General features: G+C 58.4%; 26 protein-coding genes. 16 read left to right on the top strand and 10 right to left on the bottom strand.

Annotated features, from left to right (window positions below; translation table 11 throughout):
• Nucleotides 1–50 precede the first annotated feature (50 nt).
• Together ACR0LN_RS10145 and ACR0LN_RS10140 are read right to left on the bottom strand one after the other, a co-directional pair.
• Entirely contained in the window at nt 51–659 is a 609-nt protein-coding gene (locus ACR0LN_RS10145; protein ID WP_480429503.1) for an MlaC/ttg2D family ABC transporter substrate-binding protein, read from the bottom strand.
• Nucleotides 649–1,485 (bottom strand): MlaA family lipoprotein, encoded by an 837-nt coding sequence (locus ACR0LN_RS10140; protein WP_480429501.1) that lies wholly within the window; start codon nt 1,483–1,485, stop codon nt 649–651. The genes ACR0LN_RS10145 and ACR0LN_RS10140 overlap by 11 nt, the downstream gene beginning before the upstream one ends.
• A gap of 270 nt (nt 1,486–1,755) precedes the next feature.
• Between ACR0LN_RS10140 and ACR0LN_RS10135 the strand changes: the two genes are divergently transcribed.
• The 4 genes from ACR0LN_RS10135 to ACR0LN_RS10120 are packed head-to-tail and all read left to right on the top strand — an operon-like array spanning nt 1,756 to nt 4,498.
• Complete coding sequence (locus tag ACR0LN_RS10135; RefSeq protein WP_480429499.1) at nt 1,756–2,211, top strand: RidA family protein; 456 nt, start codon at nt 1,756–1,758, stop codon at nt 2,209–2,211.
• A complete protein-coding gene (locus tag ACR0LN_RS10130) occupies nt 2,208–2,975 on the top strand; it encodes a glycerophosphodiester phosphodiesterase family protein (RefSeq protein ID WP_480429498.1) in 768 nt (255 codons plus the stop codon). The genes ACR0LN_RS10135 and ACR0LN_RS10130 overlap by 4 nt, the downstream gene beginning before the upstream one ends.
• Before the next feature lie 45 nt (nt 2,976–3,020).
• Entirely contained in the window at nt 3,021–4,208 is a 1,188-nt protein-coding gene (locus ACR0LN_RS10125; protein ID WP_480429687.1) for a GNAT family N-acetyltransferase, read from the top strand.
• Complete coding sequence (locus ACR0LN_RS10120) at nt 4,205–4,498, top strand: 4a-hydroxytetrahydrobiopterin dehydratase (RefSeq protein ID WP_480429496.1); 294 nt, start codon at nt 4,205–4,207, stop codon at nt 4,496–4,498. The genes ACR0LN_RS10125 and ACR0LN_RS10120 overlap by 4 nt, the downstream gene beginning before the upstream one ends.
• Here ACR0LN_RS10120 and ACR0LN_RS10115 read toward each other — a convergent pair.
• From ACR0LN_RS10115 to ACR0LN_RS10100, 4 genes are all read right to left on the bottom strand, one after another.
• Entirely contained in the window at nt 4,495–4,800 is a 306-nt protein-coding gene (locus ACR0LN_RS10115; protein WP_480429494.1) for a hypothetical protein, read from the bottom strand. The two genes, ACR0LN_RS10120 and ACR0LN_RS10115, sit on opposite strands and share 4 nt — an antisense overlap.
• A 15-nt stretch (nt 4,801–4,815) precedes the next feature.
• Complete coding sequence (locus tag ACR0LN_RS10110) at nt 4,816–5,163, bottom strand: EF-hand domain-containing protein (protein ID WP_480429492.1); 348 nt, start codon at nt 5,161–5,163, stop codon at nt 4,816–4,818.
• 11 nt (nt 5,164–5,174) lie between these two features.
• Nucleotides 5,175–5,420 (bottom strand): glycine zipper 2TM domain-containing protein, encoded by a 246-nt coding sequence (locus ACR0LN_RS10105; RefSeq protein ID WP_480429490.1) that lies wholly within the window; start codon nt 5,418–5,420, stop codon nt 5,175–5,177.
• 101 nt (nt 5,421–5,521) lie between these two features.
• Complete coding sequence (locus ACR0LN_RS10100; RefSeq protein WP_480429488.1) at nt 5,522–6,007, bottom strand: redoxin family protein; 486 nt, start codon at nt 6,005–6,007, stop codon at nt 5,522–5,524.
• Between the two features lie 99 nt (nt 6,008–6,106).
• Here ACR0LN_RS10100 and ACR0LN_RS10095 point away from each other — a divergent pair, with 99 nt between their 5' ends.
• The 4 genes from ACR0LN_RS10095 to ACR0LN_RS10080 are packed head-to-tail and all read left to right on the top strand — an operon-like array spanning nt 6,107 to nt 8,707.
• Nucleotides 6,107–7,318: an NAD(P)/FAD-dependent oxidoreductase gene (locus ACR0LN_RS10095; protein ID WP_480429487.1), complete on the top strand. Its 1,212-nt coding sequence runs from the start codon at nt 6,107–6,109 to the stop codon at nt 7,316–7,318.
• Nucleotides 7,315–7,875 (top strand): 16S rRNA (guanine(966)-N(2))-methyltransferase RsmD, encoded by a 561-nt coding sequence (gene rsmD, locus ACR0LN_RS10090; RefSeq protein ID WP_480429485.1) that lies wholly within the window; start codon nt 7,315–7,317, stop codon nt 7,873–7,875. The genes ACR0LN_RS10095 and rsmD overlap by 4 nt, the downstream gene beginning before the upstream one ends.
• The gene (locus ACR0LN_RS10085; protein WP_480429483.1) at nt 7,868–8,503 is read left to right on the top strand and encodes an HAD family hydrolase; all 636 of its coding nucleotides are present in this window, start codon (nt 7,868–7,870) and stop codon (nt 8,501–8,503) included. The genes rsmD and ACR0LN_RS10085 overlap by 8 nt, the downstream gene beginning before the upstream one ends.
• 24 nt (nt 8,504–8,527) lie before the next feature.
• Nucleotides 8,528–8,707, top strand: coding sequence for a hypothetical protein (locus tag ACR0LN_RS10080; RefSeq protein WP_480429482.1), 180 nt, complete (start codon nt 8,528–8,530; stop codon nt 8,705–8,707).
• Here ACR0LN_RS10080 and map read toward each other — a convergent pair.
• On the bottom strand, nt 8,695–9,507 hold the full coding sequence (map, locus tag ACR0LN_RS10075; RefSeq protein ID WP_480429481.1) for a type I methionyl aminopeptidase: 813 nt from the start codon (nt 9,505–9,507) through the stop codon (nt 8,695–8,697). The genes ACR0LN_RS10080 and map overlap by 13 nt on opposite strands.
• Before the next feature lie 353 nt (nt 9,508–9,860).
• Between map and ACR0LN_RS10070 the strand changes: the two genes are divergently transcribed.
• The gene (locus tag ACR0LN_RS10070; protein ID WP_480429479.1) at nt 9,861–10,670 is read left to right on the top strand and encodes a class I SAM-dependent methyltransferase; all 810 of its coding nucleotides are present in this window, start codon (nt 9,861–9,863) and stop codon (nt 10,668–10,670) included.
• Nucleotides 10,671–10,726: 56 nt separating this feature from the next.
• Here ACR0LN_RS10070 and sfsA read toward each other — a convergent pair whose 3' ends face one another.
• Entirely contained in the window at nt 10,727–11,428 is a 702-nt protein-coding gene (sfsA, locus tag ACR0LN_RS10065; RefSeq protein WP_480429478.1) for a DNA/RNA nuclease SfsA, read from the bottom strand.
• Nucleotides 11,429–11,479: 51 nt separating this feature from the next.
• On the opposite strand from sfsA, the gene ACR0LN_RS10060 reads away from it, so the two are divergent.
• Genes ACR0LN_RS10060 through ACR0LN_RS10040 form a run of 5 tightly spaced genes read left to right on the top strand, consistent with a single transcriptional unit; the run spans nt 11,480 to nt 15,163 of the window.
• Nucleotides 11,480–12,202: a competence/damage-inducible protein A gene (locus tag ACR0LN_RS10060; protein ID WP_480429477.1), complete on the top strand. Its 723-nt coding sequence runs from the start codon at nt 11,480–11,482 to the stop codon at nt 12,200–12,202.
• Complete coding sequence (locus ACR0LN_RS10055) at nt 12,199–12,909, top strand: GNAT family N-acetyltransferase (RefSeq protein ID WP_480429476.1); 711 nt, start codon at nt 12,199–12,201, stop codon at nt 12,907–12,909. Before ACR0LN_RS10060 ends, ACR0LN_RS10055 begins: the two co-directional genes overlap by 4 nt.
• A gap of 53 nt (nt 12,910–12,962) precedes the next feature.
• The gene (locus ACR0LN_RS10050) at nt 12,963–13,496 is read left to right on the top strand and encodes a peroxidase-related enzyme (RefSeq protein ID WP_480429684.1); all 534 of its coding nucleotides are present in this window, start codon (nt 12,963–12,965) and stop codon (nt 13,494–13,496) included.
• Complete coding sequence (locus tag ACR0LN_RS10045; RefSeq protein ID WP_480429475.1) at nt 13,493–14,395, top strand: OmpA family protein; 903 nt, start codon at nt 13,493–13,495, stop codon at nt 14,393–14,395. Before ACR0LN_RS10050 ends, ACR0LN_RS10045 begins: the two co-directional genes overlap by 4 nt.
• 48 nt (nt 14,396–14,443) lie before the next feature.
• Nucleotides 14,444–15,163 (top strand): SDR family NAD(P)-dependent oxidoreductase, encoded by a 720-nt coding sequence (locus tag ACR0LN_RS10040; protein ID WP_480429474.1) that lies wholly within the window; start codon nt 14,444–14,446, stop codon nt 15,161–15,163.
• A gap of 441 nt (nt 15,164–15,604) precedes the next feature.
• Here ACR0LN_RS10040 and ACR0LN_RS10035 read toward each other — a convergent pair whose 3' ends face one another.
• Complete coding sequence (locus ACR0LN_RS10035; protein WP_480429473.1) at nt 15,605–16,519, bottom strand: LysR family transcriptional regulator; 915 nt, start codon at nt 16,517–16,519, stop codon at nt 15,605–15,607.
• A gap of 229 nt (nt 16,520–16,748) precedes the next feature.
• Between ACR0LN_RS10035 and ACR0LN_RS10030 the strand changes: the two genes are divergently transcribed.
• The gene (locus ACR0LN_RS10030) at nt 16,749–17,189 is read left to right on the top strand and encodes a DUF4399 domain-containing protein (RefSeq protein ID WP_480429472.1); all 441 of its coding nucleotides are present in this window, start codon (nt 16,749–16,751) and stop codon (nt 17,187–17,189) included.
• A 77-nt stretch (nt 17,190–17,266) separates the two neighbouring features.
• Entirely contained in the window at nt 17,267–17,875 is a 609-nt protein-coding gene (locus tag ACR0LN_RS10025; protein WP_480429471.1) for a LysE family translocator, read from the top strand.
• Here the strand turns inward: ACR0LN_RS10025 and ACR0LN_RS10020 are convergent, their stop codons facing one another.
• Nucleotides 17,876–19,903 (bottom strand): FAD-dependent oxidoreductase, encoded by a 2,028-nt coding sequence (locus ACR0LN_RS10020; RefSeq protein WP_480429469.1) that lies wholly within the window; start codon nt 19,901–19,903, stop codon nt 17,876–17,878.
• Between the last annotated feature and the right edge of the window lie 59 nt (nt 19,904–19,962).

Below are 19,962 nucleotides of genomic sequence, written 5' to 3'. Positions count from 1 at the left end.
AACGCCGCGTGAACCCTATCGCGCGGCGTTTTTTTACCTGGTGAACCGGATCAGCTGAGCTTGTTCTGGTTCATATCCTTGATCAGACGGTTCAAATCACCGCCACGGGCATCTAGCATGGCGCCAATTTCGGTGCGCTCGGTCAGCAGCATATTCACGCCTTCGATGAACATGTTGAAGAACTTGTCGCGGCCCGATTTGTCCGAAACCAGGAATGTGACTTCGAACGGGGACGACCCCTGCAGTTTGACCGAAGTGCGCACCTCGTATCCTGCCTTGATCTTGCGGGCGTTGCGCACGGTGACCTGACCACCGATGAATTCGCGGAAGCGGCGTCCGTATTTGTTCGAGATATAACCCTGAAACGCTTTGGTGAATTGATTGATCTGGGATCGGCTCGCCGAACGGCCATCCGCACCCAGCACATAACGCGCCATAATCGGCACATCGGCATATTGCACAAAGATTTTCTCGAAATCGCGGATCATGGCTTTCTCGGATTTGCCCGAGGCGATCACGCGATTGATATCGTCCACTACGTTCACGACCAACGCTTTGGCGCTGGCCTCGGTCTGTGCAAATGCGGGCAGAGCGGCCATTATTGTGCCGGCCAAACTGGTTGCAATAAAATTGCGTCTGTTCAAATAGTTATTCAGCATAGGGGTCCTCGTAGGGGTCTAGGTAGGGGTCCCTGACAGGGTCGGTCCCGGTTTCGGCATAGGGGTCATCATACAGTCCCAGATAGGCTTCCTCATCATCGCGTGCCAGTTCAAAGCGACGGTTTTGGATATAAATTGTCTGTGCCTGCGCATAGCTGTCGGCGCTTTCGTACAGGATCGAATCAACCGTATCCGAGAACCGACCCCTGTCGCCCATCCGGCGGACAACTTCGGCATAAACTCCCAGGTTGTCAGCTGGTCGTGTCGGGGCGAAATCAATTGGGTTGGTGAACAGGTTGACTACGACCCCGATAGCGTCCCGCTGGGTGGACGGGCCGTAGAAAGGCAATTCGACATAAGCACCTTCGCCCACGCCCCAAACGTGCAGGGTTTCCCCGAAATCCGTGTCCACGGGGGGCAGGTTCAGTTCATTGGCAGGCGAAGACAGGCCTACCCCGCCCACAGTCATGTTGATGACGAAGCGCAGCAGCGCATTGCCGGATTGCTTTGGATTGCCCTGCAGCAGGTAATCCACCGCCTGGCTCGGCAAGGATAAGTTTTCGGCAAAATTGTTGAAGCTGGTCACCATCGGATCGGGGACAATCTTCACGTACCCTTTAGACGCCGGGCGGAACAGGAACCTGTCGACGCCCAGATTGAACTTGTGAATGCCCCGGTTGGTGTTTTCGTAGGGGTCAAAAACTTCATTCGGGGGGGTGCCTTCCGGGGGACGCGTGGCGCAGGCGCCAAGCACTACCACCAGAGGCAGAACAATCAGGTACTTCAGGCGGGGTCTGCTCAACACGGTCTTTGCCACTCCAACCATTCGGGTTTTGATTGCCCGAACACTTAATCAATACTGCCTGTGGCCATCTAGCATGGCCCAATTCGATGTCACATACTCGTTTCACACTCAATATGAAACAGATAGCGTTTAACCTGCGCGGCGGATGTAGGTAAAGCGGCGCCTGTTCAATTCTTCGGAATAAGAAAAGTTACGCCCACCTTTTCGGCGCGTCCATCCCTGTTTTCGCACTTTTCGAACCGGGCCGTCCCGGTTAGCTTCGCCGCGACTCAAAGATTGGGAGGAAACCTCATGAGCATCGCAGCGAAACTGGAAAGCCTGGGCGTCAGCCTGCCGGACGCGCCAGCACCGGCGGCAAATTACGTGCCCTTCGTACGGGTGGGGAATATCGTCTATGTCTCGGGACAGATTTCCATGGCTGACGATCTGATCACTGGCAAGCTGGGTGACGACATGGAGGTTGAGGCGGGCGCCGAGGCCGCAAAAGTCTGTGCGATCAACCTGCTGGCGCAGGTCAAGGCGGCCTGTGGCGGTGACATCGACAAGCTGGTGCGGGTGATCAAACTGACCGGCTTTGTGAACTCGACCGCGGACTTTACCGCTCAGCCGCAAGTGATTAACGGTGCGTCCGATTTCCTGGTCGAAGCGCTGGGTGAGGCTGGTCGGCATTCCCGTTCGGCTGTCAGTGCCGCGTCGCTGCCGCTGGGCGTGGCCGTCGAAATCGAAGGTATTTTCGAGGTCCAATGACACCGTCCCTGCCGTCCGCGTTCCTGCAGGCCCCGATCTCGCATCGGGCGCTGCATGACAAGACCGACAACCGCCCGGAAAACAGCCGGGCGGCCATTCGTGCCGCGATCGAGGCCGGATATGGTATTGAAATCGACCTGCAACTGACTTCGGACAACCGGGCGATGGTGTTTCATGATTACGACATGACCCGCCTGACCGGACAGTCCGGCCCGATCCAGCAAATTTCGGCTGAAAAGGCGCAGGCGACCCAGTTGCTGCACGCCGATGACGGTATTCCGACGCTGGATGAAGTGTTGGAAATGGTGGACAGCAAGGTACCGCTGCTGATCGAGTTCAAGGATCAGGACGGCGCGATGGGCACCAATATTGGGTCGCTGGAGGCTGACGCTGTTCGTGCGTTGCAGGGCTATGACGGGCCGGTGGCGTTGATGTCGTTCAACCCCAACAGTGTGGCGGAACTGGCGCGCCTCGCTCCGCATTTGCCGCGTGGTTTGGTGACCTGTTCCTACCAACCGAAAGTCGAGCTGCTGCCGCAGGCAGTCTGCGATCACCTGCGTGACATTCCCGATTTCGACCGGGTTGGGGCCAGTTTCATCAGCCATGAGGCTGCGGACCTGTCCCGCCCCCGCGTGGCCGAATTGAAGGCGCGCGGTGTGCCGATCCTGTGCTGGACCGTACGGTCGCCTGAACAAGAGGCACAGGCCCGCGCCGTTGCCGATAATGTGACCTTCGAAGGGTATTTGGCCCCCCATCCGGGTTGAACCCTGTCCCCACGGTCACAGATAATGACCAGAAGCGGAGGGCACATGGATCAGGCGCAAATCGAAGTTCGGGTTCTGGGAACGCTCTCGCAGATTTCTGCGGCAGAGTGGGATGCCTGCGCCTGCCCCGAGGCCGCCGATGGTGGACGGCCTCTTGATCCTTTCACCACTCATCGCTTTCTTTTGGCGCTGGAAAACAGCGGCTCGGTCGGGCCGGGGACCGGCTGGCAGCCGCAATACCTGACCACCTATCTGGACGGGATGCTGATCGCGGCAGCCCCGATGTACGCCAAGTCGCACAGTCAGGGTGAATATATCTTCGACCACAACTGGGCCCATGCCTATGAAAACGCGGGCGGGCGGTATTACCCCAAGCTGCAGATCGCTGTGCCCTTCACGCCCGCCACCGGGCGGCGCTTTCTGGTAAGGCCGGGCTACGAGACGCTGGGCATGTCTGCGTTGGTGCAGGGGGCGGTGCAACTGGCGGCGGATAATCAGGTTTCATCGCTGCATGCCACCTTCTGCACCGAGGACGAGGCGCTGGCAGGCGAACAGATGGGCCTGTTGCTGCGTCAGTCGCAGCAGTTTCACTGGCTGAACGATGATTACGCTGATTTTCATGAGTTTCTGACCGCCTTGTCCTCGCGCAAACGCAAGAATATCCGCAAGGAACGCGCTCAAGCCTGTGGGTTTGGAGGCGAAATCCGTACCCTGACCGGTGATGACTTGCGCCCTGAGCATTGGGATGCGTTCTGGCGGTTCTATCAGGACACAGGCGCACGCAAGTGGGGTTCACCCTATCTGACGCGGCAATTCTTTGATATCGCTCATGAAACCATGGCCGATGACATGGCCCTGGTGCTGGCGGAACGCGACGGGTATGCGATTGCGGGGGCGTTGAACTTCATTGGGCGCGAAACGCTGTTTGGCCGTTATTGGGGTTGTGTCGAACACCATGCCTGCCTGCATTTCGAACTGTGCTATTATAGGGCGATCGACTTTGCCATTGCGGAGGGCTTGGCCCGGGTCGAGGCCGGTGCGCAGGGAGAACACAAACTGGCACGCGGCTATCTGCCCACACGCACGCACAGCTTGCATTGGGTCGCTGACCCGGGCTTTGCCGATGCGATCAGGAAATATCTGGACGCCGAGGCCCACGCAGTGGGAGAAGAGATCGAGATTCTGACGGAATATGGACCGTTCAGGAAATCGAACCCGGAGGAACAGCAATGACCGAACTATTGTCGCCCGAGACCCGCGGACCGCTTCTGGACCCGCTGTTCAATAACGGCTGGACCATGGTCGAAGGCCGGGATGCGATCACCAAAACCTTTATCTTCGAAGATTTCGTGCATGCCTTTGGCTGGATGACTCAAGTGGCGATCTTTGCCGAGAAATGGAACCACCACCCGGAATGGTCCAATGTATACCGCACGGTCGAGGTCACACTGGCCACCCATGATGTAGGCGGGTTGTCTGCGCTGGATGCCAAATTGGCGCGCAAGATGGACAGCCTGTGTTAACGGTTTCCTGAACCGACGCCACCCGCAAGAGACGCTGCGATACCCATCTGTTCGAATTCCGCAGGTGTCACGGTGCCGTCGCTGACATTAATGCCGCTGGGAATGCCGGTTGTCCGGTTGCCGATCTGACGGACACTGCGTGCGGCCAGATTGATGTCGAGACAGCGAGTGTTGTAGCACGTCAGCCCAGACGTGTTGATTTGTATGCGTGTTTGACCGTTTGGCCCTGTCACTACCGGGGCTTGCGGCGCATCACAGGCCGCAAGCAGTGCAAGTGCTCCTAAACCGATCCATTTGTTCATCGCAAACCCCAGATACTAGTCTAACAGACCATTGCCATCCTGATCCGCAGTATTGAAATCATTGTTCATCTGCGCATCGTATTCCGCCCTTGAAATAAAGTTATCATTGTTCCGGTCAACGTCCTGGAACTGTTTTATGTCCAAAAACGGTTTTGCCTCGTCCAATCCAAGTGTTCCATTTTTGTCATCATCCATTTCCTGAAAGGCATAGTCGGAAAAGGCGTTGAACTCGTCTTTGGACAGGAACCCGTCATTGTTTGCGTCGATGGCCTTCAACTCATTTTCGTGCAGTTGCCCAACAGATTCAGCCGAGGCCGCACCAGCCGCCAGAACAACTGCGGCTACTAAAATTACACGTGTCATTCTAGATCTCCTCAGCATGCGAATCTGTTGCCTTGAACAGCGCCGGTTGCTGCACCGGCCCCTGTCAAAATCGCTTTGCCGGATCCGCCGCCGAACTGATTGCCGATGGCGCCGCCGATCAAAGCCCCGCCCAAAGTGCCGCTGAGGCAGGCAATCTCATGCTGGCGGGCTGCTTGTTGTTGTGGCGTAGGGGCTGGGCCGCAGGCGGCAAGCGCGCCCGCTGTGCCCAGCACTAGAGTAAATATCTTTAGTTTCATCAATGAACTCCCTGATTGTATGTCACAACTATTGGCTGATCAGGGGGTTGCATCAAGTTAAATGGCGTTTACGGCCCCAAAGTGACTTGGGGCCATATAGCTTACATTGCGTCCAACAGGCCCTCACCGGCGGAAATTTCGCAAGCGCCGGGGCTTTCTTCCAGGTTGAGTGCGGTGACTTTTCCGTCTTCGACCAGCATCGCATAGCGCTTGGACCGGGCAAAAAGACCGGCGGGCGGGGCGTCGAACTCCATGCCGATGGCTTTGGTGAACTCGGCCGAAGCATCGCCCAGCATGGTCAGGCCGGCATCCGCCGCGCCCGTGGCCTCACCCCAGGCTTTCATCACGAACGGGTCGTTGACCGAAACGCAGATGATCTCATCCACGCCCTTGGCGGTGAACTGATCCTTGGTTCGGATGAAGCTGGGTACATGGGCCGAATGGCAAGTTGGCGTATAGGCGCCCGGCACGGCAAATATCACCACTTTGCGGCCTTTGGTCTTGTCTGAAATCCTCACCTCTTCGGGGCCTTCAGCGCCCATTTGTGTCAGTGTTGCGTCGGGCAGTGTGTCACCTGTTGAAATCATTTTTAAGCTCCTGTCGTTTGGATTTGCAGAGTCGGGCTCAGCCGCAATATAGGTGGTCGCGTGGATGAGACCACGGGAATTCGACACGGTGGGAGGAACATGAGCCATATTGTCGTGATCGGTGCAGGCCAGGCGGGGTCGTCGCTTGTGGCCAGGCTGCGTAAAGACGGGTTTGAAGGGGATATCACGCTGATCGGGGCCGAGCCGCATCTGCCTTATCAGCGTCCGCCCCTGTCCAAGGCTTATCTGCTGGGCGAGATGGAACTGGAACGCCTGTTCCTGCGGCCCGAGAGTTTTTATGCCGAGAACAACATCACCCTGCGTCTGGGTCAGCGGGTCACTGCGATTGACCCGCAAGCCAAGACCGTCACCGTGGGTGACGAGGTGATTTCCTATGACGAACTGGCCCTGACCACCGGATCTGACCCGCGCTACCTGCCTGCTGCCATCGGCGGTGATCTTGCGGGCGTGCATGTGGTGCGCGATCTGGCCCATATCGACGAGATGGAGCCTCGGGTGAAAGACGGCGCGCGTGCCCTGATCGTAGGCGGCGGCTATATCGGGCTTGAGGCTGCGGCAGTCTGCGCCAAGCGTGGGGTCAAGGTGACACTGGTCGAGATGGCGGATCGTATCCTGCAGCGCGTCGCTGCGCCTGAAACCAGCGATTACTTCCGCGCGCTGCATACCGAATACGGTGCCGATATCCGTGAAGGGGTCGGGCTAGATCGCCTGGTTGGTGATAACGGCAAGGTGGTCGGCGCGGTGTTGACAGATGGCACTGAGATTAAGGTTGATTTCGTTGTTGTCGGCGTCGGCATTGTCCCCTCGACACAATTGGCCGAGATGGCGGGGCTGGAGTTGGATAATGGCATCAAAACCGATGCCCATGGCCGTACTTCCGATCCGTCGATCTGGGCGGCGGGGGATTGCGCGTCCTTCCCGCATGGCGCCGCGCGAATTCGTTTGGAGAGCGTGCCAAACGCGATTGATCAGGCCGAGATCGTGGCCCAGAACATGCTGGGTGCGGCAAAGGACTATGTGGCGACGCCGTGGTTCTGGTCGGATCAGTATGACGTGAAACTGCAGATCGCGGGCCTGAACACAGGTTATGATCGCGTTGTGACGCGTCAGGGTGAGGGGCAGACCGTGTCCTTCTGGTACTACAAGGGCGATCAGTTGATCGCTGTCGATGCGATGAACGACCCGCGCGCCTATATGGTCGGCAAACGCCTGATCGACGCAGGCAAAACCGCCGATCCAGCCGTGGTCGCCGACCCGGGTGCGGACCTGAAACCGCTGCTCAAAGCGTGAGGATTATCGCCGGAGAGTTCCGGGGCCGGGCCTTGGCCTCGGTCGGCAAAGGGGACGCGGGCGCACATCTGCGCCCCACCACTGACCGGGTCCGCGAGAGCCTGTTCAACGTCCTCAGCCATCAGATCGACTTTGACGGGCTGCGCGTGCTGGATCTGTTTGCAGGCACCGGCGCGCTGGGGCTTGAGGCCCTGTCGCGCGGAGCGGCGCATGTCACTTTTGTCGATGACGGGCGCGTGGCGCAGGGTCTGATCCGAAAGAATATCGTCCTGACCCACAGCGCCGACCGCACTAACATGATCCGCCGGGATGCCACGCGGCTGGGGGGAAACCCCGGCGCGCCCTATGATCTGATCTTTCTGGACCCGCCTTATGGCAAGTCCATGGGTCAGAAGGCCCTCGACGCCCTTTCCCAAGACTGGGTCGCCGAAGGTGCCTTGATCGTGTGGGAGGAAAACGCGCCGATGCAGACGCCTGCCGGTTTCACTTTGCAGGACAGCAGGAAATACGGCGACACACATATCACCTTGATGTGGAGCGGAGAGCCCGATGCATGATCTGGTCATCTTCGATTGCGACGGCGTTCTGGTCGACAGCGAGCCGCTGTCCAATCAAGTGCTGGTCGAGAACCTTGCGCGATACGGGCTGAACCTCACCGTTGAAGACAGCGTTGGATTCTTTCTGGGCGGTACGATGACTGGTGTTCGGGACAAGGCGCGGGAACTGGGTGCGGACTTGCCTGACGACTGGGTTGATGAGGTTTATGCCGAAACCTACGACCGCTTGCGTCAGGGTGTCGATTTGATGCCGGGTGTTTCATATTTGTTGACCACGCTGGACTCTTGCGGCGTCCCGTTCTGCGTTGCCTCAAATGGCAGTCCGGACAAGATGAAGATCACTCTGGGTCAGAACGGTTTGTGGGAGCGTTTTCGGCACGTAATGTTTTCGGCTCATGTGTTGGGCGTGGCTAAACCCGACCCGACGATGTTCCTGACTGCAGCGAAACAGTTCGCCGCCGCAGCTCCGATTGTCATCGAAGACAGCGCCAGCGGTGTCACCGCTGCAATCCGCGCCAAAATGCGGTGTCTGGCCTATGCTCCTGATGGGAGAGGCGAAAAACTGGCCGACCTTGGCGCCGAGGTCTTCCGTGACATGGCCGACGTTCCGACGCTTTTGGGGATTTGACCGAGCTGTGTTAGAGTTCGGCGCATGGACCGTGCTCTGACCTCTCCGTTCTGGACGACAACCCAAGACAGCGACACCGCCACCGGGCCTGAGCGCAAGCCGATGCGCGCACCGGTGTTTATCCATGACGCAATCACGCCATGGGGGCACGAAACATTACTGCTGAAACTGCTGCGCGATCAGGCCGCGGATCAGGAAGAATAGGTCGGGTGAAACTTATTGCCCGGTGAGAGGGTAAAGATTTCAACCCCATCTGCCGTCACACCCACTGAATGTTCGAACTGCGCCGACAGCGACTTGTCGCGGGTGACTGCGGTCCAGTCATCGGCCAGCGTCTTGGTCTCGGGGCGACCCAGATTGACCATCGGTTCGATGGTGAAGAACATGCCCTCTTCCAGCTTGGCACCGGTGCCCGGGCGGCCATAGTGCAGCACATTTGGCGGCGCGTGGAACACGCGGCCCAGCCCATGACCGCAGAAGTCGCGGACAACGCTCATCCGGTGCGCCTCGACATAGGCTTGAATCGCGTGACCGATATCGCCGAAAGTGTTACCCGGCTTGACCATCTCGATACCTTTGAACAAGGCGTCATGGGTCACCTGAATCAAGCGTTCGGCTTTGCGGGGCAGCTTACCGGCCACATACATGCGCGACGTATCGCCGAACCAGCCATCGACAATGACGGTGACGTCGATATTCAGAATATCGCCATCCTTCAGCCGCTTGTCACCGGGAATGCCGTGGCAAACCACGTGATTCACGCTAATACAGCTGGCGTGTTGATAGCCCTTATAGCCGATCGTCGCCGAGGTCGCCCCCGCATCCTCGACCATCTGAGTGATCAGCCCGTCGATCGCGCCAGTGGTCTGTCCGGGAAAGACGTGGCTTGCAATGTCATCCAGAATCCGCGCCGCCAGGGCCCCTGCCGCGTGCATGCCAGCAAAGTCACCCTGTTCATAGATGCGGATGCCGTCCTTGGTCAGGCGGCCACGATGTTCTTTCATCGGTGCGAGGCTCCAAATGTTTCGCGCAGCACTTCTTTTACGCTGCTTGTGCAGAAAGTTCCAGAGGGCGCACGGTCGCAACGTAAATTTGGCGCCAGATCATATGTAGACCCTCAGGTAATTTTGAACTGGCGCATGGCAAGTCTGCTTTGGTGCTGAAACCAGAGAAGGGCCTGCAAATGCAAGGAAAAGCCGATCGGTTTAATGTGGAAATTACCGGCAAGCCCATCCGCTTATCAGGCGCGTTTTGCGCCGGGTTCACCACGCAATAATGTTCTTGATCCTGCGGATTCGCTTGGAAGCAGTGTTTCCTGTAGGTTTCCTGATATTTTCGAAAGGAAACGGGGGAGACAATGGCTAGCAATTCTGCAAGTTTCGTTGGCGACATTCCAAGCCACTATGATCAAGGTTTGGGGCCGAACATTTTCGCGGATTACGCAGAACACTTGGCTGATCTGTGCAAGGGTATCAAAGCTGAGAAGGTGTTGGAGCTTGCGGCTGGCACAGGGATTGTCAGCCGAAGACTGCGTGACCGGTTGCAACCTGATGCGTCGCTGGTGGTAACAGATTTGAACGCTCCGATGCTTGAAATTGCAAAGAGCAAGTTTGCGGCGGAAGAAAACGTGGAATTTTTAACTGCGAACGCGATGGAACTGCCGTTCGACGATAACTCGTTTGATGTGATGGTTTGTCAGTTCGGAGTTATGTTCTTTCCCGACAAAACCGAGTCATTTCGCGAAGCCGCGCGTGTCCTGAAGCCGGACGGGCGCTACCTCTTCAATGTCTGGAGCCCGATGTCCGAGAATCCGTTCTCTGAAACGGCACATAAGACGGTGGCTCAGTTCTTTCCGGGCGATCCGCCAGGGTTTTACAAGGTCCCGTTTCACTACGGTGACCCGGATGTCGTTCGTGCCGATCTAATGGCCGCAGGTTGGACGGATGTCCGGCACGAAACCATTAGGTTGGCAAAGCCGATCGTCGACATCGAAAAATTCGCAACTGCGTTGGTCTATGGCAACCCATTGGTTGATGAAATCAAGGAGCGCGGAGCCGTGGATCCGGATGCCGTTGTTGCTGAAATCCTGTCCGCCCTGCACGCGTGCTTTGAAAGCAGCAACTATACAATGCCTCTGTCCGCAACAGTTTTTGACTGCCGTTTGTAAGCTGGACGAGAATTTGGTGGCAGGCTGGTCAAGACTTTCACTCTGGTTGCATCCTTTCAGTCTTTGAACCGTGCCGAGGTGACCCAAACCCCGTCCGGTGAAATCCGCGTTCCGTAAACCAATCGCTCAACCCCTTTTGCCTGCGCAGCCTCGAACGCTGCCGCATAAGCCGGGTCAATATCGGCGGCCAACGCGAAGCTGCTGCAATCGGTGCGTTGCACCAGATACAGCATAATCGCCCGGTGGCCCTGTGCCGCCATAGCCGCCAGTTCGCCCAGATGCTTGGTGCCCCGCGCGGTGACGCTGTCGGGGAACTCGGCCAGGTCCGGCTGGCGCGAGAGGGTTACGCTTTTGACCTCGACATAGGCATCCGGCAGACCCGGTTGCGTCAGCAAAAAGTCGATACGGCTGTTTTCGCCGTATTTGACCTCGGGGAGGACGGTTTCATAGGCGGCCAGTTCGGGGATTTCACGCGCCTCCAACGCGGCGCGCAGGGCTTTGTTGGGGACAGAGGTATCGACCCCCGTAAAATGACCGTTTTCATGATCGACCAGCCTCCAGCCGTATTTCAGCTTTTTCTTCGGGTCGTCGTTGGGCTCCAGCCAGATTTTCTCACCCGGCTCGGCCAGCCCCATCATCGAACCCGGATTGGCGCAATGGGCGGTGACCTCGCACCCGTCTTCCAGTGTGCAATCGGCCAAAAAGCGTTTGTAGCGGTGGATCAGGCGGGCGGGGACAAGGGGGGTTTCAAATTTCATGCCCACCGGCCTATACCTGCCTCAGAGGTCGATCAAGAGGGGGCACGCGCCATGGCCAATCCAACCGCTGCAATGCTGGTGATCGGGGATGAGATCCTCTCGGGCCGCACCCGCGATGCGAATATGCATTTCCTGGCCGGAGAACTGACCAAACACGGTATCGACCTGAAAGAGGTGCGGATCGTCAATGACGATGCGCCCGCGATTGAGGCTGCGGTCAAGGCATTGTCTGACATTTACGACAACGTTTTCACCAGCGGCGGGATCGGCCCGACCCATGACGATATCACTGCCGACTGCATCGCCCGTGCTTTCAACACCCCCATCGGCATTCGCGACGACGCACGTGCGCTGCTGCAGGCCCGTTATGACAAGTCTGGGCAAGAGCTGAACGCGGCCCGCCTGCGTATGGCACGTATCCCGGATGGGGCGGCGCTGATCGACAATCCGGTCTCGACCGCGCCGGGGTTCACCATTGAAAACGTGCATGTGATGGCCGGAGTTCCCTTAGTCTTTCAGGCGATGGTCGCAAGCGTATTGCCCAGCCTGATCGGTGGCAGCCCTCTGTTGTCGCAAACCTTGCGCGTGGATCGGGGGGAGGGCGATATCGCAGGTCCGCTCTCTGCGCTGGCCGCAGATTTTTCGGATCTTTCCATCGGCAGCTATCCGTTCCAGATCAACGGGGCTTTCGGCTCGAACGTGGTGATCCGCGGCACCGACGGGGCGCGGATTGATGCCGCCGTCACGCGCTTGGCGAAAGAGCTGGGTCTGTGAACATCAACTGGCCAGACGTTGTTGATGGGACCTGGCCCGCCGCGCGCTATGAGCGGTTGGGGCCGTTCCAGCTGCGGCAAGGGCAAGGCGGAGGTTCGCGTGTGTCCGCTGCGAGCGCGCTGGGCGCGGCTACCGAGGCTGATATCGACGCCGCCGAAGCAGCGATGCAGTCGATGGGGCAAAAGCGCCTGTTTTGCCTGCGTCCGTGGGATGAGGCACTTGACGCTCAGCTTGCGACGCGCGGATATGAGATTCTGGACCCGGTCAACATCTACGCCTGCCCGATTGATCACCTGACTGACCTTGCGATTCCTCGGGTGACCGTGTTCCAAACATGGGGGCCTTTGGCGATCATGCGGGAAATCTGGACGCAAGGCGGCATCGGTTCTGCGCGGGTTGCAGTTATGGAACGTGCAGCCGGCCCAAAGACCGGGCTGCTGTTGCGCTGCAACGATCAGCCCGCCGGTACTGGTTTTGTCGCAATGCTGGACAAGGTTGCCATGGTCCACGCATTGGAGATTCTGCCCCATCACCGCCGTCATGGTATGGGCAGTTGGGCCATGCGCGCGGCGGCCTTCTGGGCGAAAGACAATGGGGCAGAAACGCTCAGTGTGATCTGCACCAAGGCCAATGATGGGGCCAATGGTCTTTATCGCGCGCTTGGGATGGAGATTGTCGGAGAATACCACTACCGTCAGCTTGTTTAACGAGAGAGCCTGACGTGACCGACCAGACATTGCCCACCGCGCTGAACCTGCCGATGGCCGAGCCGCTGCCGCCCGAGACGCAGAAATACTTTGATATCTGCGTGGAAAAGCTGGGCTTTGTCCCGAATGTCTTGCGCGCCTATGCGTTTGATATTGATAAACTAAACGCGTTCACGGCAATGTATAACGACCTGATGCTGGGCGACAGCGGCTTGAGCAAACTTGAACGTGAGATGATTGCCGTGGTCGTATCGTCGATCAATAAATGCTTCTATTGCCTGGTGGCGCACGGCGCGGCTGTGCGTCAATTGTCCTGTGATCCGCAGTTGGGTGAAATGTTGGTGATGAACTACCGCGTGGCGCCTTTGGACCCGCGCCAACGCGCAATGCTGGATTTCGCCGCCAAGATGACCACGGCCAGCGCCGAAATCGAAGAACCCGATCGCCAGCGTCTGCGCGATGCGGGCTTTACCGACCGCGACATCTGGGACATTGCCAATGTCACCGGCTTTTTCAACATGTCGAACCGGGTTGCCAGTGCGACGGCAATGACCCCGAACGACGACTATCACGCACAGGCCCGATGATCCGAACACTCTCTCTGATCCTATTGTTGTTGGCGGGACCGCTTGCCGCACAGGACCTGACCTTGCCCACCGGTTCGCGCCAGATCAGCGATCGGATTAGCCCGCTGGACAGCTACGATTTGCCCACCGGACCCTTTGCCGATGGCAACTTGCCGGTTCGTCAGGTCGAAGGGCGGGTCGAGCGGATCACTTGGCGCGTGCAGTCGGGGTCCAGCACCACGCTGCAACTTCTGGCACCGCTGCGCGAGCAGATCGTCACACAGGGCTATGAGGTTCTGTTTGAATGCGAAGCCCGCGCCTGCGGCGGGTTCGATTTTCGATTTGCGACCGAGGTGGTGCCAACGCCCGACATGTATGTCGCAATTCAGGATTACCGATTTCTGTCGGCCACACGCGGGGATGATGTGCTGACCCTGCTGGTCAGCCGCAACCCGCCAAGCGGCTATTTGCAGATGATCCGTGTCACTCCGGTTGCAGCTGAAACTCCGCCACCATTGGTGATCGAAGAGACGGTCAAGCCGGCGGGAGGTCTTTTGGCGGCTTTGACCCAAAACGGACACGTCATTCTAGATGACCTGCACTTCCGCACCGGAGAGATCACGCTGGGCGAAGGACCGTTCGCATCGCTGGCCCAGATCGCAGCCTATCTGGCCGATAACCCAGGTACGCGATTGGCGCTTGTGGGGCATACGGATGACACCGGTGCTCTGGATGCCAATATCTCGGTCAGTACTGGCCGTGCGCAAGCTGTGCGCGTTCGGCTGATTGAAGCACACGGGGTGGCCGCAAACCGGCTTGAGGCCCGCGGCATAGGCTATCTTGCCCCGATGACTTCGAACGCAACGCCGGAAGGTCGCGACTTGAACCGTCGGGTTGAGGCGGTTCTGCTGGTCAATTGATCGCGGTGACGTAGGTCATGTAAACAATCGCAACGAAAGGAGCCCGAAATGGCCGACCAGACGCATTCCCCGCAGGCATTGATCATTGGCGCGGGGGCGGGCCTGTCGGCTTCGTTTGCACGGGCGCTGGCGCGGGATGGATACGCAGTGCATCTGGCCGCGCGGGATGTGTCGGACTTAGGGACATTGGCGGCGGAAACGGGCGCAAATCTGCATCAGTTGGACGGGACCGACGCCAAGGGCATGGCGGCACTTGTTGCTGATTTGCCGGGTGAACTGCGCGTTGCGTGTTACAACCCCTCGGCCCGTCAACGCGGTTCGATCACCGAGCTGGATCCCGAAACCGTCCGCAAAGCAGTTGAGGTAACCGCCCATGGTGCATTCCTGTTGGGTCAAGCTGCCGCCCGACGCATGCTGGATCAACCAATGTATAACAATCGGCGCGGGACGATCCTGTTCACAGGTGCCTCTGCAGGGGTCAAAGGCTTTCCGCTTTCGGCGCCTTTTGCTATGGGCAAGTTCGCCCAACGCGGCTTGGCGCAATCCATGTCGCGGGAATTGCACCCCAAAGGCATTCACGTCGCCTGGATCAATATCGACGGTGGCATCCGCAACGCAGCGAGCGAGGAACGTATTGAGGCCAAGGACAACCCCGACAGCATGTTGGACCCGGACGCCATCGCGTGGGAATACATGCATCTGGTGAATCAAGACCGATCTGCCTGGAGCGACGAACTGACCTTGCGCCCTTGGGTGGAAAGATTCTGATTTGAAAAAAAGCCCACGCTATTGCGTGGGCCTGCGAGGTTCACCGAGGGATATTTTCCCAATTGTTTGTAGTATTCCCGTAAAAAGCGTCAGTTTGTTGACGAAAGGAAGACAAACTGTGGTCACTTGGGAATTTTTCGCCGACGGAAGTGCTTTCTTTAGCGACGCGACCAGACATACACGTCCTTTTGGCCAGCCCATTGTGGCCGACGGTTGCTGAGCTCCAATTCAGGGTGTCTTCTTCTGGTGACGAGGCCCGCTTAACCCATCATTAGAAATAGGGAGCGACGCCTGTGGCCGTCGATCCGAGGCACACCAGTAAGTGTGGAAACATAGAGCTCCCAGCGTTGCACCGTTCCGTTTCAAAGGTGAACACGCGATCCTGCAAAGGTCCATCAAGTAAGCCCGACTTTGGGCGTGCTCACCGGGATGTGCCGCGTTCTACGAGCCTGCCCAGTCCATCAGTCCTTTGTCCGAAAAAGACTCTACCAAAAAATCGATGAAAGCGCGCACTTTGGGCTGAGTGAAACGTCCCGGTGGGTAAACTGCATAGATACCCTGCACTTCGTCCGGCAGCGATGGCATCGCATCCAGCACCGCGCCGGATTTCAGCGCGTCGGCGTACAGGTAGCTGGGCAGATACGCGATCCCCAACCCCGATATGGCCGCATTCAGCAGCGATTGCCCGTCATTGACGCTCAACCAGCCAGCGGTGCGAACCTGACGTTTTTCACCCGATGGTGCGGTCAGCCGCCAGACGTTTCCAGAAGACTGGCTTGAGTAATGCAGCAGCTTGTGTTCGTTCAGATCGTCGATCTTCTGCGGACGTCCGAATTTTTCGACATAACTGGGCGCGGCGACCATCCGTTTGACAGTCTCGGTCAGTTTGCGTGCGCGCAGCGTACTGTCTTCCAACTCGCCGATACGCACGGCCACGTCGAACCCTTCCGAGATCAGCTCCACATAGCGGTTGTTCAGCACCATGTTCACGGTGATGTCCGGGTAGGCAGACAGAAATTCGGACAGGACCGGAGACAGATGATTCACACCAAAATCCGTGGCAACACTGATTCTCAGCAGTCCGGATGGTGCCGATTGCATCGAAGTCACCAGCGCATCGGCTTCGCCCGCGTCGTTCAGGACACGGCGGGCGCGGTCATAGTAGGCCAGCCCGATTTCCGTCGGCGAAACGCGCCGGGTCGTGCGGTTTAGCAGCCGTGCACCCAATCGCGCCTCAAGGCTCGATACGTGCTTAGATACGGCCGATTTGGAGATGCCCATCTTTTTCGCCGCGTCGGTGAAGCCACCCTGGTCCACCACGTTGGCGAAGGCTTCCATTTCGGTTAGTCTGTCCATTCTCGTACCCCAGGTCTTCTATTCATTGTCTCACTATTGGCGTCAATCTGGGCGGAAACTGGGCGGGTATGGGATAATATCGGGGATTTAATTGGGATCGTTTTTGCTTGGGAAACGCGGAAACAGTGGTTTCCAACCGCGCCACAACCCAAAACAGAAGGGATTTTCACGGCGTTCAGTGCGGATATGCTAGGATGAGCATGGCAAATTTGTGACCACGGAGGAGATCATGAAACCCTTTTTCACCCTTGCCGCATTTTTCATCTCGGCCAACCTTGCACTGGCTGGCGGAGAGACCCCGTCCAACCCTGAGGCGAAAGTCTATTTTGTGACCCTGTCCGACGGTGACACCATAAAATCACCCGTAACCGTGGTCTTCGGACTCAGCGGCATGGGCGTGGCCCCCGCCGGCACCGAGAAGGAAAACACCGGCCACCACCACTTGCTGATCGACCGCCCGCCATTGGGAGAGGGTGAAGATGGCGCGGATGAGTTGGCCTATGGGCTGCCCGCCGACGACAACCACATGCATTTCGGCGGCGGCCAAACCGAGGTAACGCTGGACCTTGCCCCCGGCGAACACACGCTGCAACTGGTGCTGGGCGACGCGGGCCACGTGCCGCACAACCCGCCGATCGTGTCCGAGGTGATTACGATTACGGTAGAGTAGCCACCGAAATCGCCCACGAAACCAGTTTACAACAATCTGAAGGTCGGAAACTCTGTAGGTCCAAGCAGGAGGCCGATATGTCGCTGGAGTTCTTTCTGACATCCTTGATTGTTGTTTTATTGCCCGGAACAGGCGTGATCTACACACTGGCCGTTGGTCTGGGGCGTGGGTTTCGCGCCAGCCTTGCTGCGGCAGCGGGATGTACGTTGGGGATCGTACCGGCCGCTCTGGCCAGTATCATCGGGCTTGCCGCCCTTTTGCATACCAGTGCGCTGGCGTTTCAGATCATCAAGTATCTGGGTGTCCTTTACCTGTTCTATATGGCTTGGGGGATCGTCAAGGACGGCGGTGCCATGGAAGTCAACGCCGAGAAATCCTCAGTAGGTCACCTCAAGATCGCGGTGACTGGGACGTTGATCAATGTTCTGAACCCCAAACTGTCCTTGTTTTTTCTGGCCTTTCTACCCCAGTTTCTGCCAGCGGGTACGGCGAACGCCGGTTTGGAATTGGTCAAGCTGGCTGCTGCCTTTATGGCAATGACCTTTGTGGTCTTTGTTGCCTACGGCGCCTGCGCAGCGCTTGCGCGGGACTACGTCATTCGCCGACCATCAGTGATGGCCTGGATCAAACGGTGTTTCGCGACAGCGTTCGGGGCGCTGGGCGTCAAGCTGGCGCTCTCTGAGTGATCAGAGGGCAGCCGCCAACCGTGTCCCCTGATTAATCGCCCGTTTCGCGTCCAGTTCCGCCGCCACGTCCGCGCCGCCGATTACGTGCGGGGCGATGCCACGCTCGATCAGGGCATCGGCAAGGCTGCGATCGGACACTTGCCCGGAACACAGAACTATCGTGTCAGCGTCGATCACCGTTGGATCGGCGCGCTCTTCACCAAAGCTGATATGTAGGCCCTCGTCGTCGATGCGTTCATAATTCACGCCGCCCACGAAATTGACGCCTTTCATCTTCAGCGTCGTGCGGTGAATCCAGCCGGTGGTCTTGCCCAGCCCTTTGCCATGCGCCTGTTTCTTGCGCTGAAGCAGAGTAACCTGACGCTTGGGTGCCTCGGGGTTCGGACCTTCGGGTGCCAGGCCCGAGCGATGTTCTTCGGGGTCTGTGACGCCCCACTCTTTCATCCATGCGGGAAGGTCGGTTGTCGGGCTGTGGCCTTCCTCGACCAGATATTCGGACACGTCAAAGCCGATGCCGCCCGCGCCGACGACAGCGGCGGATGCACCCACCTCGGCCTTATTGCGCAACACGTCGATATAGCTGAGGACATTGTCCCGATCCTGCCCCGGAATCTGCGGATCGCGGGGGGTGACGCCGGTGGCGATGACCACCTCGTCAAAGCCGGTCAGGTCATCGGCATTCACCTCGCGGTTCAACTCTACCTTCACACCCAGATCGACCATCATGGTGCGGTACCAGTCGACGAGCCCCCAGAACTCCTCTTTCCCCGGTACCTGTTTGGCCATGTTCAATTGGCCGCCGATCTCTGCGGCGCGGTCAAATAGGGTCACGTTATGGCCGCGCTGGGCGGCGGTCACGGCGGTGGATAGTCCTGCAGGACCTGCGCCAACGATGGCCACGGACTTAGGCGCTTCGGCTTTGCCGATAACCAGTTCTGTTTCGTTACAGGCGCGCGGATTTACCAGACACGAGGTCAGCTTGCCGCTGAATGTATGGTCCAGACAGGCTTGGTTGCAGGCGATACAGGGCGCGATCTGGGCGGACTGACCGGCCATCGCCTTGTTCACGAAATTCGCATCCGCAAGCATCGGTCGCGCCAGCGAGACCATGTCAGCGCAGCCGGTCGACAGTACTTCTTCGGCGACTTCGGGCGTGTTGATCCGGTTCGAAGTGATCACCGGGATATCTACCTTGCCCATCAGCTTTTTGGTCACCCAGGCAAAGGCCGCGCGCGGAACGGAAGTGGCAATCGTCGGAATCCGGGCCTCATGCCAGCCGATGCCGGTGTTGATGATCGTGGCCCCGGCTTGTTCGATCCGTTGTGCCAGTTCCACGACCTCATCATGAGTCGAGCCATTGGGCACCAGATCGATCATCGACAGGCGGTAGATGATGATGAAATCGGTGCCGACAGCCTCGCGCGTGCGGCGCACAACCTCGATCGGTAGGCGCATCCGGTTCTCATAGGACCCGCCCCAACGATCTTCGCGCTTGTTGGTGTGGGTCACTATGAACTGGTTCAGGAAATACCCCTCGGACCCCATGATCTCGACGCCGTCATAGCCCGCCTTCTGGGCGAGGACAGCCGCGTTGACGATGTCGCTGATCTGTTTCTCGATCCCGTCCTCATCCAGCTCATGCGGTGGGAAGGGCGAGATCGGAGACTTCACCGGGCTGGGTGCCACGCATTTTGGACCATAGGCATAGCGCCCTGCATGCAGGATCTGCATCGCGATCTTGCCGCCCGCCTGATGCACGCGGTCGGTCACGATGGAATGATTCGCCACATCCTTGTCGGTGGTCATCATCGCCGCCCCGGGCAACACCGAGCCTTCGAGGTTCGGACCTATCCCGCCCGTCACCATCAGCGCCACGCCGCCTCGTGCGCGATCCGCATAGAACTCGGCCACCCGGTTCCAATCGCCGGTCTCTTCCAACCCGGTATGCATCGAGCCCATGAGCACGCGGTTCTTTAGCGTGGTAAAGCCCAGGTCCAATGGGGCCAGCATGTTTGGGTACGCAGTCATGGCGAAACTCTCCCTCCCGAATGTGCGAGCTAGATTGACGTGAGCGTAAGCTTTGTCAC

It is taken from the genome of Ruegeria sp. AA6, assembly GCF_056542865.1.
Note: the sequence above shows the minus strand (reverse complement) of the source record. Positions and strands in the feature narration are given on the sequence as shown.